Annotated in this window: 16 protein-coding genes; 14 read left to right on the top strand and 2 right to left on the bottom strand. The window is 49.2% G+C overall.

Features of this window, described 5'->3' with window-relative positions:
• Positions 1-75: 75 nt before the first annotated feature.
• From BO53_RS0101980 to deoB, 4 genes are all read left to right on the top strand, one after another.
• The gene (locus BO53_RS0101980) at positions 76-627 is read left to right on the top strand and encodes an NUDIX hydrolase (protein ID WP_031544910.1); all 552 of its coding nucleotides are present in this window, start codon (positions 76-78) and stop codon (positions 625-627) included.
• Between the two features lie 86 nt (positions 628-713).
• Positions 714-1,160, top strand: a complete 447-nt coding sequence (fur, locus tag BO53_RS0101975; protein ID WP_031544908.1) for a ferric iron uptake transcriptional regulator — start codon at positions 714-716, stop codon at positions 1,158-1,160.
• A gap of 5 nt (positions 1,161-1,165) precedes the next feature.
• The gene (gene xerD, locus BO53_RS0101970) at positions 1,166-2,056 is read left to right on the top strand and encodes a site-specific tyrosine recombinase XerD (RefSeq protein WP_031544907.1); all 891 of its coding nucleotides are present in this window, start codon (positions 1,166-1,168) and stop codon (positions 2,054-2,056) included.
• Positions 2,057-2,065: 9 nt separating this feature from the next.
• A complete protein-coding gene (gene deoB, locus BO53_RS0101965) occupies positions 2,066-3,250 on the top strand; it encodes a phosphopentomutase (RefSeq protein WP_031544905.1) in 1,185 nt (394 codons plus the stop codon).
• A gap of 79 nt (positions 3,251-3,329) precedes the next feature.
• Here the strand turns inward: deoB and BO53_RS0101955 are convergent, their stop codons facing one another.
• Positions 3,330-3,857 carry a DUF309 domain-containing protein gene (locus BO53_RS0101955; RefSeq protein ID WP_031544902.1) on the bottom strand — a complete coding sequence of 176 codons (528 nt, stop codon included), beginning with the start codon at positions 3,855-3,857 and terminating at the stop codon, positions 3,330-3,332.
• Between the two features lie 32 nt (positions 3,858-3,889).
• Here BO53_RS0101955 and BO53_RS0101950 point away from each other — a divergent pair, with 32 nt between their 5' ends.
• The 9 genes from BO53_RS0101950 (at position 3,890) to BO53_RS0101910 (ending at position 12,311) form a co-directional block, all read left to right on the top strand.
• Positions 3,890-4,603: a segregation and condensation protein A gene (locus tag BO53_RS0101950; RefSeq protein WP_031544899.1), complete on the top strand. Its 714-nt coding sequence runs from the start codon at positions 3,890-3,892 to the stop codon at positions 4,601-4,603.
• Positions 4,603-5,148: an SMC-Scp complex subunit ScpB gene (scpB, locus tag BO53_RS0101945; RefSeq protein ID WP_031544897.1), complete on the top strand. Its 546-nt coding sequence runs from the start codon at positions 4,603-4,605 to the stop codon at positions 5,146-5,148. Before BO53_RS0101950 ends, scpB begins: the two co-directional genes overlap by 1 nt.
• The gene (locus BO53_RS0101940) at positions 5,136-5,861 is read left to right on the top strand and encodes a pseudouridine synthase (protein ID WP_031544895.1); all 726 of its coding nucleotides are present in this window, start codon (positions 5,136-5,138) and stop codon (positions 5,859-5,861) included. Before scpB ends, BO53_RS0101940 begins: the two co-directional genes overlap by 13 nt.
• Positions 5,862-5,953: 92 nt before the next feature.
• Positions 5,954-6,484 (top strand): redoxin domain-containing protein, encoded by a 531-nt coding sequence (locus tag BO53_RS0101935; protein ID WP_031544893.1) that lies wholly within the window; start codon positions 5,954-5,956, stop codon positions 6,482-6,484.
• 12 nt (positions 6,485-6,496) lie between these two features.
• Positions 6,497-8,128, top strand: a complete 1,632-nt coding sequence (locus BO53_RS0101930; protein ID WP_031544891.1) for a cytochrome c biogenesis protein ResB — start codon at positions 6,497-6,499, stop codon at positions 8,126-8,128.
• Between the two features lie 6 nt (positions 8,129-8,134).
• Entirely contained in the window at positions 8,135-9,334 is a 1,200-nt protein-coding gene (gene ccsB / locus BO53_RS0101925) for a c-type cytochrome biogenesis protein CcsB (RefSeq protein WP_031544889.1), read from the top strand.
• Between the two features lie 18 nt (positions 9,335-9,352).
• The gene (locus BO53_RS0101920; RefSeq protein ID WP_031544887.1) at positions 9,353-10,060 is read left to right on the top strand and encodes a response regulator transcription factor; all 708 of its coding nucleotides are present in this window, start codon (positions 9,353-9,355) and stop codon (positions 10,058-10,060) included.
• On the top strand, positions 10,060-11,757 hold the full coding sequence (locus BO53_RS0101915) for a HAMP domain-containing sensor histidine kinase (RefSeq protein WP_031544885.1): 1,698 nt from the start codon (positions 10,060-10,062) through the stop codon (positions 11,755-11,757). The genes BO53_RS0101920 and BO53_RS0101915 overlap by 1 nt, the downstream gene beginning before the upstream one ends.
• A 5-nt stretch (positions 11,758-11,762) precedes the next feature.
• The gene (locus tag BO53_RS0101910; protein ID WP_031544883.1) at positions 11,763-12,311 is read left to right on the top strand and encodes an ECF transporter S component; all 549 of its coding nucleotides are present in this window, start codon (positions 11,763-11,765) and stop codon (positions 12,309-12,311) included.
• Positions 12,312-12,353: 42 nt separating this feature from the next.
• Here BO53_RS0101910 and BO53_RS0101905 read toward each other — a convergent pair whose 3' ends face one another.
• Positions 12,354-12,578, bottom strand: a complete 225-nt coding sequence (locus BO53_RS0101905) for a 4Fe-4S domain-containing protein (RefSeq protein WP_031544881.1) — start codon at positions 12,576-12,578, stop codon at positions 12,354-12,356.
• A 295-nt stretch (positions 12,579-12,873) separates the two neighbouring features.
• Here BO53_RS0101905 and tnpA point away from each other — a divergent pair, with 295 nt between their 5' ends.
• Positions 12,874-13,272, top strand: coding sequence for an IS200/IS605 family transposase (gene tnpA / locus BO53_RS0101900; protein ID WP_031544877.1), 399 nt, complete (start codon positions 12,874-12,876; stop codon positions 13,270-13,272).
• Position 13,273: the final 1 nt, after the last annotated feature.

Below are 13,273 nucleotides of genomic sequence, written 5' to 3'. Positions count from 1 at the left end.
TATGATTATTTCCTGCTATGGTAATATACTAACTGTAGCATTAATTGCGCCAGTAAGAAGGAGAGGCATGTGGATATGGAAAATAATGATTACTCCCATCTTAAAGAAGAAATCATTTCAAGTAATAGGATTTTTGACGGTAAAGTCATCAAAGTCGACCACAGCAGTGTGAAGCTGCCGGACGGCGGGACTGCCGACCGTGAGATAGTATACCATAAAGGTGCCGTTGCGCTCATCGCGGTCCACCAGGATGAAATGTATTTCGTCCGCCAGTACAGGGTCGCCCCGGACGATTTCCTGCTGGAGATTCCCGCCGGCAAGATCGAGGTGGATGAAGCGCCCCGCGAGACGGCCATCAAGGAGCTGCGGGAAGAGATAGGCGGCGTCGCCGCGGAACTGGAGGAGATCCAGGAATTCTACGTTTCACCCGGCTTCTCGAATGAGTATGTCCATCTGTATGAGGCAAAGGACATGACGATTGATGCCCAGGAATTGGACGATGATGAATTCCTTGATATCGTCACAGTCCAGCTGCAGGATCTGAAGAAGCTGCTTCAGTCGGGTGCCTTCAGGGACTCGAAAACGATCATCGCAGTACAGCACGTAATAGCGGCTTACAATTTATAATAATTCTAAATAAGGCACAAAGGACTTTTAAAAACGTTATAAATTGGTTATAATGTTTTTGATTATCATACAAAGTAGGTGAACACGTGGAAAATCGGATTCAGAGAATCAAGGAAGCACTTCAGGGGGCCCAGTATAAGCTGACACCTCAACGGGAGGTTACAGTCAGGGTCCTGCTCGAGAATGAACGTGATCACTTAAGTGCCGAAGATGTCTTTCTGAAAGTGAAGGATAAATATCCTGAAATAGGGTTGGCTACGGTCTATCGCACACTCGAGCTGTTAAGTGAACTCAAGATTCTCGACAAAATCAACTTCGGCGATGGGGTCAGCCGCTATGACCTCAGAAAAGAGGGCGCCAAGCATTTCCACCATCACCTTGTCTGCATGGAATGCGGAGCAGTAGAAGAAATAGAGGAAGACCTGCTGGAAGATGTAGAGAAAATTGTTGAAAACGACCATAATTTCAAAGTGACGGACCACCGCCTTACTTTCCATGGAATATGCGGTGACTGCCAGAGCAAGAAGGAATAATGGATATGAACTTTAAAAGATATATAGAGGAGTATCTGCTTTTTTTAAGCGTCGAAAAGGGGTTGAGCCAATCCTCCATCAGCTCCTACCGGCAGGACCTCATGCAGTATGAGGCTTTCCTGTCCGACCATTCTGCGCTCGACCCCTCGCAGATCGACACGGAACTGCTCATCAGGTTTCTGAAGGAGCTGCGTCATGCCGGCAAAAGTGCCAAAACGATATCACGCATGCAGTCGACACTCAAGAATTTCCACCAGTTCCTGGTCAATGATGGTATCACTACCCATAATCCGGCACTCCGGCTCCATTCAATCAAGGAGGCCAAAAAACTCCCCGTCTATCTGACAGTGGAGGAGATGGAAAAGCTTCTGTCCACACCCGACCAGTCAGTGGCCGGCGTCAGGGACAAGTCAATGATGGAACTGCTCTACGCCTCCGGGCTCCGGGTGAGCGAACTGATAGACATAAGAACTTCCGACCTGAATACGGACATGGGCTATATCCGCATCATGGGTAAGGGAAGCAAGGAGAGGATCGTTCCGATCACCGACTTTGTAGGGGAGCTTCTGGAACAGTACATGTCGAATGAGCGGATGGCCCTGCTCAAGGACGATGTCGTCGAAGAGCTGTTCATCACGAACCGGGGCAGGGGTTTCACGCGGCAGGGATTGTGGAAAACAATCAAGAAATACGAACTTGCAAGCGGAATCGGCAAGAACATCACCCCGCATACCTTCCGGCATTCATTTGCCACACATCTGGTCGAAAACGGCGCAGATTTGAGAGCGGTCCAGGAGATGCTCGGCCACTCCGATATCAGTACAACGCAGATATACACCCAGATTTCTGCTGTAAAGATCAGGGAAATGTACAAAAAATTCCACCCAAGAAAGTAGGAGATAAGAATGTTCAAAAGAATCCATCTGATCGTCCTCGACTCAGTAGGCATCGGTGCACAGCATGATGCAGACGAATTTGGCGATACAGGTACACATACATTGAGGCACACTCTGGAGAGCCATCCTGTAGAACTGCCCAACCTTGAGAAGTTCGGCCTCGGATGCATCGATTCGCTTCCCGGCCTCGGATGCCCCGATGCACCCCATGCCTTCTACAGCAAAATGAGTGAAGTATCCCAGGGCAAGGATACGATGACAGGCCACTGGGAGATTGCCGGCCTGAACATCAAGAAGCCTTTTAAAGTCTATCCTGATGGATTTCCGGAGGAGCTTCTGGACCGGATCAGGGAAGCCACTGGCCGTGACATCGTCGGCAACAAGCCTGCAAGCGGCACTGAGATCATCAAGGAATATGGTGAGCACCAGATGAAGACAGGGGACCTCATCGTCTATACTTCGAACGACCCCGTACTTCAGATAGCGGCCCATGAAGACGTGATCCCGCTTGACGAACTCTACACCATCTGTGAAAAGGTCCGCGCAATGACGACCGACCCCGATTTTCTTGTGGGCAGGGTCATCGCCCGGCCATATGTCGGTGACTCCAGGGAGAATTTCACGCGGACGGAAAACAGGCATGACTATGCACTTGAACCTTTCGGGCGCACAGTGCTCAATGCACTTGAGGACAATGGCAACGACGTCATCGCCATAGGCAAGATCAACGACATCTTCACCGGTTCAGGCATTACGGATTCGGTACGTACGAAGAACAATGAGGATGGAGTGGACAAGCTGCTTGAAGTGATGGAGAGGGAATTCAACGGCATTTCTTTCCTGAACCTGGTCGACTTCGATGCGCTCTATGGCCACAGGAGGAATCCTGAAGGGTACAGCAATGCGCTGAAGGCATTCGACGACCGTCTGCCGGAAATCGTCTCGAAGCTTCGTGAGGATGACCTGCTGATCATCACTGCAGACCACGGCAATGACCCGACATATACCGGCACGGACCATACCCGTGAGAACGTCCCCCTCCTGATGAAGGCGGGCGGAGCGCGCACATATGGTCCACTCAGGGATTCCGACACATTCAGCGACATTGCAGCGACGATCGCCGACAACTTTAAAATTGAATACGACACTCATGGCGAAAGCCTGTTCAAGGAGATTGCGGAAGATGAAGAATAAATACTTCACCTTCATCCTGATTGCGCTCCTTGCTCTGATATGGGGTTTCATCTACTGGGTGCTTGTTCTATAGAAAACATCATTTCCGATGTTTTCTTTTTTTGATGGCGGCCTCCCTCTCAAGGATGACATCCGTCCGGTCCCTCAGGCGGTGTTTGGAAACGATGTGTGCGTCGCGGACGAACCGGGCTCTTGCCCATCTTTTGAAGGCCTCGATATCCAATGGGTCGCCGCAGTGACGGTGCAGCGCCAGCCACATGTCTTCGGTCAGCGGGAATGGCAGGGGACGGAATGGTTCGGTTTCCATATCGTCCATCCTCTGTACCATCATTCCGATCAGTGCATCCTCCATGCCGAGTGCCGCCAGATCATACATGTTTTCCTCATGAAGTTTCAGCGCACGCCGATATGATCTTCTGGCCCCATTGATGTTTGCACGCCTGTAATGGTATTCTCCGGTGGCGAGCAGAATGAGGAACACTTCTGCATCATTTTTGGAGAAGTCCGGCTTCGACTTCCATGCCGCCTCCATGATTTCATGGCATTCGAAGTAATCTTGCTTTATAATGAGTTCGTTATAGAAATCTATAAGATGTAACAGTTTCATGTTATCGTCTCCTGATATCGAGGTAATTTTTTATGAATGGATACAAAGTACAACTGGATGTGTTTGAAGGTCCCCTGGATCTTCTGCTGCACCTGATCAAAGAGCTTGAAATCGATATCTATGATATACCGATGAAGACGCTCACACGTCAGTATATGGAATATATCGATGAAATGAAAGAGCTTGAAATCAATGTCGCCAGCGAATATCTTGTGATGGCCAGCGAACTGCTGAAAATAAAGAGCCATATGCTTCTTCCTGAACCGCCCCATATGGAAGAGGAATATGAGGACCCGAGGGAGTCGCTGATGGAGCAACTCATCGAGTACCAGAACTACAAGCAGTATGCCGAACAGCTGGCGGAGCTGAAGAGGGAAAATGAAAGGATCTACATCAAGGCGCCCCACGCCTTCGAGGAGCAGGCGGACGATGATGCACCGCTTGAGGTTTCGCTTGCGGATCTGATGACGGCCTACCAAAAGGTAAGGGCCAGGGTTTCCATCGACCGTCCACGGAACATCACAATCGCAAGGGAATCCGTCTCCCGGGAAGCTGCCGAGTCGTTCCTGCGCCAACGCTTCACAGGGAAGAGGACGCTCGGTCTCCGGGATATCTTCACCTTTTCGGAATCGAAACCCAAAGTCGTGGCTGTATTCATCACCCTCCTGGACCTCGTAAAGGATAATCAGTTGGCCATCCATCCCATGGGCCGGGACGATTTTGAAATTGAAAGGCTGTATGACTAATGGAGAAAATGGAAATCATTGAAGGTTTATTGTATATTGCAGGGGATGCCGGCCTGTCGGAAGAACAGCTGGTCATGCACGTCCCGATTACGAAAGCACAGCTTGATAAGGTGGTGGAGGCGTATGAAAGGCCGAACTTCACCATCCAGAGGCATGGTGACAAGTACTTCCTGAAGACGACCCGCCAGATGGAAAAGTATATACAGAGGATTCTGGACGACAGGCCGGGACAGAAGCTTTCCCAGGCTTCCCTTGAAGTCCTGTCCATCATCGCCTACAATCAGCCAGTATCAAGAGGGGATATAGAAACGATGAGGGGGGTTGCATCGGACGGCCCGGTCTCCACACTTCTCGGAAAGGGACTGATCGCAAAGAAGAACATGTCTGATGAGCGTGCCGCCCATTTTGTGACGACGGACTATTTCCTGCAGCTTTTCGGACTGGAATCGCTCGAGGAGCTGCCATCGCAGAAGGATATCATGGAACAGGAAGAAATGGATTTATTTTTTGAAAGTATAGAGGAGGAACAGCAATGGAAGAAGTAAGATTACAAAAAGCAATTGCAAGCAGTGGCGTCACTTCAAGGAGAAAAGCCGAAGTGATGATTGAAGAAGGACGGGTGAAGGTCAATGGCAAGACGGTGACGGAACTCGGTACGAAAGTGACACAGAATGACAGGATTGAAGTGGATGGTGTACCGCTCAGCCAGGAGGAGAAGGTCTATATACTCTACTACAAACCGGCAGGGGAGATTTCCACAGCAGAGGACGAGAGGAGCCGCAGAACTGTAGTGGATGCCTTCGAACGGATGGATGTCCGCCTGTATCCTGTAGGCCGTCTGGACTACGACACTTCCGGCATCCTGCTCATGACGAATGACGGCGAATTCACCCAGTATATGACCCATCCGAAATACGAAATGAAGAAAACCTACCGCGTGAAGATCGACGGCATACTGAAGCGTGAAGAACAAAAGCAGATGCGCAAGGGTGTCCCTCTCGAGGATGGCGTCACAGCGCCGGCAGATGTGAAGGTGATCCGTGACAAGAAGGACAGGCAGATGATTCTGGAGCTGACGATACATGAAGGACGCAACCGGCAGGTGAGGCGCATGTTCGAGCATTTCGGCCTTAAGGTGATCAAACTGACACGCATCAGCTATGATTTCCTGACGCTGGAAGGACTTGGAGAAGGGGAGTATCGCTTCCTGAAGCCCCATGAAGTCAAGAAGCTGATCGCAAACGCCAAGGCGTCCTGACACCTCCAATTGTCATAATACTGTCATACAGGGCAATTTTATAAAATGCTATAATGAAAATTATGAATCAGAACGACAGGCAGGTGAAAAATATGAAAGGACGTACGCGCAATATTCTCAGGGTGAGCATTATAGTGACCATCGGCCTGCTCATAGGGATTACAGTATGGTTCAACCTGACTTCAGGCACGAAAGCGGTCGAAGTCGGGGATAAGGCCGTGGATTTCAGACTGACGACACTTGAAGGAGAAGAAATCCAGCTGTCCGAGCTGACCGAAGAGAAGGGTGTCATCCTGAATTTCTGGGGCACATGGTGCAAGCCATGCCGCGAAGAAATGCCGGATATGAACGATGTCTATACAGAGGGGCATGACGATTATGAAATCGTCGCCGTCAATGTTGCCGAAAATGAACAGCAGATCCGCCAGTTCATCTCTGGTCTTGATGCCGATCTGGAATTCCCCATCGCGCTGGATCGTTCGAAAAGTGTGACCGATGCCTATAACATCGGTCCATTACCGACGACCATCGCCGTAAACAAAGAGGGAATCGTCGTCAAAAAGCAGGAATATCAGCTCACTCATGATGATATTACCGCATTTATCAGTGAATCCACAGAATAGGATGAATGAGCAATGGAGTTAAAGGAAATAAAATGTGAATCATGTGGTCACGTCAATCCGCCCGGGACACAGCTATGCCAGTCCTGCGGTAATATGATCAACAGTGATTATGATAAAAACAAAATCAAGGACCTGATGAGGTATGATGGCAGTGCAGTAAGATCCAAGACGAGATCGAAAAGCATTTTCGACAAGATCTGGATCTTCTTCACATCAGTCAAAATCGGGGTGTCCATCATACTGGCCATCGCCGTTGCGGCTGCGATCGGAACGATCTTTCCGCAGGAGTACTTCATTCCGCTCGGTGTCGACCCGGCTGAATACTATCAGGAAAACTATGGAACCCTCGGCTATCTCTACTATTCCCTAGGGTTCCACAACCTCTATTCCTCCTGGTGGTTCCTCGTACTGAACGGCCTGCTGGCCCTGTCGATCATAGCAGCAAGCATAGACCGCGGGATACCGCTGTTCAAATCACTGAACAAACAGCGCGTCAAAAAGCATGACAGCTTCTTCCGCAGACAAAGGCTCTTTCTTAATACGGAGCGCCCTGCCGACACCAGCAGCCTTATCGATGCATTTTCGAAAAAACGCTATAAGGTGAGGAAGGAAGGGGACAATTATCTGCTCGAAAAGGGGCGCCTGTCACGCTACGGTCCCTACATCAACCATACGGGACTGATCATACTGCTCTTCGGCAGCATGCTGAGGTTCTTCCCGGGCATGTATGTGGATGAAATCGTCCATATCAATGAGGGCGAGACGGAAGAACTGCCGACTACGGAAGGTCAGTATTTCGTCAGGAACGAAGCATTCACCCTCGATACCTACGATGAAGAGGCGGGAGAGGTCTTCGACCAGGCATTGAGCAACAATAGGATGGTCATAAGCAATTTCCAGACCGACATCACCTTCTATAAGAACAATAGCGCAGATATTGTCGGCTCCTCCCCGGATCTTGAAGAAATCGACGAATACAGCATCCGTGTCAACCACCCGTATCGTTTCGGCGACTATGAGCTCTACCAGTCGAGCTATGACAATTCACAGCTCAAGTCCATGACTTTCCGGCTGGAGGATGAAAACGGCAATACCGTTGGCGATAATTTCACGGTCAACCTCAATGACCCGGAAGAGTCCTTTGAGGTTGCCGACGGGGTATCCGTCAATATGAGGGCATACTCTCCCGATTTCCTTGAAATCGATGACAATGGTACATTGGTATCGGCCACACCTGTCCCCAGGAACCCGGCATTCGTCTTCGAAGTTGCAGACGGGGAAGAAAGCGAACTCAGCCTGCTGCAGATCATGAACAGCACCGACATCACCCAGGACAACGACTACAGCATACGGTTTGTGGAAGCTGAAGAACACATGGCGAGTGTGCTGACTCTGAAGAAGGATCTCACGATACCTTTCATCGCGACCGGGTTCATCATCTTCCTGATCGGCCTTTTCACAGGATCATATATCAATCACAGAAGAATATGGATCAGGACGGACGGGAACCTGCTGCTTGCAGCACATACCAACAAAAACTACTTCGGCATGAAGCGCGAAATAAACGAAGTGCTCGAATCCAACGGTCTTGAAGCCGTCAATGACAAACTGGATGATGGAGACAAAGACAAAAACAAGGAGTAATACTATATGGCATCCCAACTTGTATCAATCAGTAGTACACTGCTCTATGCAGCTTTCATACTATATCTTGTCGCGATGCTTCCACTGGCGACGAGCATCAAATCAAAATCGAACAAGCCTGCGAAGATAGCCATCACCATGGTAGTCATTGGATTTATCCTGCAGGTATCCTATTTCATCTTAAGGTGGATTGCACAGGGCCATGCCCCTGTATCGAACATGTATGAATTCATCACCATGTTCGCCATCATGATCATAGGCGGCTACCTGATCACATACTTCTATTTCAAGACCAGATTGTTCGGCCTGTTTGCACTCCCGGTATCCATGCTTCTCATGGCATATGGAAGCATGTTCTCAAGGGAAGTGGAGCCGCTGATTCCTGCTCTGCAGAGCAGTTGGCTCGCCATCCATGTCATTACAGTGACCCTTGCTTATGGTATACTGTCAATGAGTGCCGTCGCCGGTCTGATCTATCTGCTGAAGGCTGTCCCGGCGGATGAAAAATCATGGCGTGCACGCTTTTTGGAAGCAGTCATGGCGGGTATAGTCACAGTACTTGTATTCATTGCAACGACAGTACTCATGCAGAACGTGATCGGGTATCAGGATGACTTCCTCTATCAGGACAAGCAGGGCCAGAACCAGATAGCCGAATATCACCTGCCAAGCCTCGTCAATTTCGAGGGTGCTGTTCCTGTAGAGCATGCGGGTGAGAACAACTATGAGGAGGCCGAGCATTTCCATAGTGGTGTGAACCTCCCTCCGTTGATTGATTCACAGAAGCTGAACACCGTCATATGGTCCTTCCTGCTTGGTCTGATTGTATACGGAATCGTCCGCCTCATCCTGAGGAAGCGGATCATCGCAACGCTGAAGCCCTGGTCCAACAGGGCCGACCTCAACCTTATGGATGAAATCGGCTACCGTTCGGTGATCATCGGCTTCCCGATCTTTGCGCTCGGGGGCATATTCTTTGCCGCCATCTGGGCACAGATTGCCTGGAGCCGTTTCTGGGGCTGGGACCCCAAAGAGACATGGGCATTCATTACGTTCATGTTCTATACAGTGTTCCTGCACCTCAGGCTCAACAGGGGATATGAAGGTGAAAAATCTGCATGGCTGGCCATCATCGGCTTCCTGCTCATCCTCTTCAACCTGATTGCCATAAATCTGCTCGTTGCAGGTCTGCATTCCTACGCATAAAACGAAAAGAGGGTTTATATGTCTGAAAGAATTCTCATAGTGGATGATGAAGAACGCATCAGAAAACTGCTCAACATGTATCTTGTACGGGAAGGATATGAAATCACCGAAGCGGATAATGGTGAAGATGCGCTGGATCTTGCTCTCGAGCAGGACTTCCATTGCATCCTCCTTGACCTCATGATGCCAAGGATGGACGGCATCGAAGTGGCAAAGCGACTGAGAACCCAAAAGTCCACTCCGATCATCATGCTGACGGCCAAAGGCGAAGAGAACAACCGGGTGGAAGGCTTCGAGGTCGGTGCAGACGACTACATCGTCAAACCCTTTTCTCCAAGGGAGGTTGTACTGCGTGTCAAAGCGATACTCCGCAGATCATCGGAAACGACATTCATAGAGGCGGATGCATCGACGAAGGACGTCATCGTATACGACCATCTGGTGATCGACAATGACGCCCACAGGGTGCTTGCCGATGACGTAAAGGTGAATCTGACACCAAAGGAATATGAACTTCTGCTGTTCCTGGCGCGGAGTCCGGACAAAGTGTTCGACCGCGAGGAACTCCTCAGGGAAGTCTGGCACTATGACTTCTATGGTGATCTGAGAACGGTGGATACCCATGTCAAACGCCTCAGGGAGAAGCTCAATAAAGTTTCTCCGGAAGCGAGTGACATGATCCACACCGTGTGGGGTATCGGCTACAAGTTTGAGGTCAATGAATAATGAACGTCATAAACAGCGTCGTAACTAAACTGTGGTTAACTATCATCCTGATAGTGACGACAGTTTTAATTATATTATCGATCATTTTGAGCCTCTATTTCCGCAACTACGTACTCAATTCGACCGAGACACTGCTCGAGGAGGAGATCACCCGGGCGGAGGAGATTGTATTGACAGAGCATGATATCGAGGACCTCGATTCCATACTGCTCTGGGAGGACAACCTGATCCTGTACACGGACGGATCAATGATTTCCCACCAGTCCTCAACTGATGAAGCGATCTATCAGCGCATACTCTCAGGCGAGGGGGAGGGGAACACTTTCATTCTTGAGGATATATACGAACATGACTATATGGTCAAAGTATCAAACTTGAGCGACTACTTCGATAGTGATGTAGCCCTCATAAAGTACAGGGACCTGGAGGATATCAACCAGTCGATGCGGGCAGTCACCACCATCATCATCGGCAGTGCCCTTGTCCTTTTTCTGATTACCACCTCATTTGCATTCTTCCTGATCAACAGAATTACACGGCCGCTGATCAACCTTAAAAATGCAGCCTTTTCCACAGCAAAGGGCAACTATAATACGCTGGAAGTCAAAAGCCGGGATGAAATCGGGGAGCTCACCCTGGCGTTCAACAAGATGAACAATGACATCCGCCACAATATTTCCGAAATCACCCATGAAAGAAACCTGAGGGAGCAGATTTTCACCTATATGAACGAAGGGGTGCTCTATTTCAACAGGGATGTGGAGCTGATATACAGCAATCACAAGGGCAACGAACTCTATAATCTCATCAGAGGACATGAATCCGAGTCCGACCGTTTCAGCGAAAACATAAAAGAAATAGCAGAGCACCGGGAAGCTGCAATCGAACGGATGGAAATGCAGAACCGCCATCTGCAGCTGTCCTATACACCAGTTGAAGAGGGGGCCGTCGTATATGGGGTCATCCTGCTGATCCGGGATGTCACAGAGGAAGTGGATGCAGAGAAACTGCGTTCGGAGTTCATCGCCAACGTCTCGCATGAACTGAAGACTCCGATGGTGATGCTGAGCGGCTATTCAGAAGCGCTGCTTGATGACATCGTCACCGATCCCGCAGAGATAAAGGAAATGATCGGAATCATAAAGGATGAGTCCGACCGCATGAATACAATGGTCAATGAACTGATAACCATCGCCAGAATGGACAGCAGATCGGACTTCTTCAATATCGAAGAGAATGACTTTTCACAGCTGCTTGATAAGCTGGGGAACCGTTTCAGGCATGAAATGGCGGAGAATGGCATCCAATTTGCCATCAATAAAGGAGAAGGGGATCTGGTCTTCGACTTCGATTTCGACAAGCTGAGCCAAGTGTTTACAAACCTTCTGGACAACGCAATCCGCTATACATCAGAAGGTGATTATATTACCATCAGTGCAGAGACGACGGAACGTTATGCCACGATTGAAGTGACGGATACGGGGACAGGCATCAGGCCGGAACATCAGCAGCGCATTTTCGAACGCTTCTATAAAGTGGATGAATCCCGGACGCGGGGGCAGCACGGTACAGGCCTCGGCCTCTATATTGTCAAAAGCATCATCTACAGGCATAATGGAACCATAGACTTGGAGAGCACATTCGGGGAGGGCACCTCCTTCCGCATTACACTTCCAAAAAAACACACAGGGGAATGATGCGCATGAAGAGAAACCGTTTGGAAAGACTGATCATTATAAGCATTCTTGCAGCACTGTCGTTCATATTGATGCTCATCCAGTTCCCGATCCCCTTCCTACCGCCATTCCTGACCGTTGATTTCTCGGACATCCCGGCATTCATAGGGTTCATCCTTTTCGGTGGGGTGGCAGGCTCACTCATCATCATCATGAAGATTGTGCTGTATGGCCTTTTGATGGCCAGTGAGCCGATCGGACCGCTGGCCAACATGCTTGCTGCATTTTCATTGCTGCTGCCGATATACTTCATCCATGAAAGATACCGGACAAAGAAGTCCCTGCTCGTCGGATTTGCAGTCGGCATCATCGTTTTGACCGTGATGATGGCCGTCCTGAACTACTTTGTCCTGCTGCCGATGTACGGAATCATCATCGACCATTCAGACCTGATCGCAAATATCAGGGCCGTGGTGACTGCAGGCATCATCCCATTCAATCTGATAAAAGGGATCCTTGTGTGCCTCGTCGCCTACCTCGTCTATGTGAAGGTGATCCCAAAACTCAGAAGGTAAAAAAATCCCTTGGAAATACGTTTTCCAAGGGATTCATCTATATTATTCATATTTTAAAGGGTCGCCATCGAATGGCTGCGATTCGACCTTGATCGAATCGGTTGGACAGCCGTCGAATGCATCCTCCATATCTTCCAGCAGTTCTTCAGGAACAGCCATTGTGCCCTGGTTGTCATCAAGTATGACGTATGCAATACCGTCATCATCGTAATCATATATATCAGGTGCTGCTGCACCGCAGGCGCCACAGGCGATACATGTATCCATATCGACGATGGTGTATTTCTTCTCACTCACTTTTTTCACCTCTCAACCATTTCTTTCTATTTTATTTTACGGCTATTCAAACGATATTTCAATTATATTCGGCCTGGCCGCCCACAATACAACTATAGTCGCACGCCGGGAGTGATACCTCTTTAACTAAATCAGGCGAGAATTCCCCCTCCTCTAAGCGTCTTGGGGCGAAGCCCAGCGTAGGTGGGAGATGAATCGCTCGTCTTGGCAAGATCGCATGTGCTTGATATCATCAGTGTAATCAATCAAAAGGACTGATATATCAATGAAAATGGATACAAATAAACATTCAGTCTTTCTTCTGAATTATCACCTCGTCTTGGTGGTCAAATATAGACGCAAGGTGATTGACGAAGACGTCTCGGAGTTTGCGAGACAGACGTTCGAACGGATCGGCGCGTCATACCATATCACACTGATCGAATGGAATCATGACGGGGATCATATCCATGTGTTGTTCAAAGCTCACCCGAACACAGAGATGTCGAAGTTTCTGAACGCCTACAAGAGCGCCAGTAGTCGACTGATCAAACGAGACTTTCCGCACGTCAAGAGAAGACTGTGGAAAGAAATGTTCTGGTCTCGAAGCTACTGTCTCGTGACGACCGGTGGTGCGACGATCGACGTCATCAGGCAATACATCGAAAAACAAGGAAAGGAGTGAT

Origin of the sequence: Salinicoccus luteus DSM 17002 (assembly GCF_000712035.1) — a bacterium.
Classification (GTDB): Bacteria; Bacillota; Bacilli; order Staphylococcales; family Salinicoccaceae; genus Salinicoccus; species Salinicoccus luteus.
This window is presented reverse-complemented; position numbering and strand designations above follow the sequence as displayed.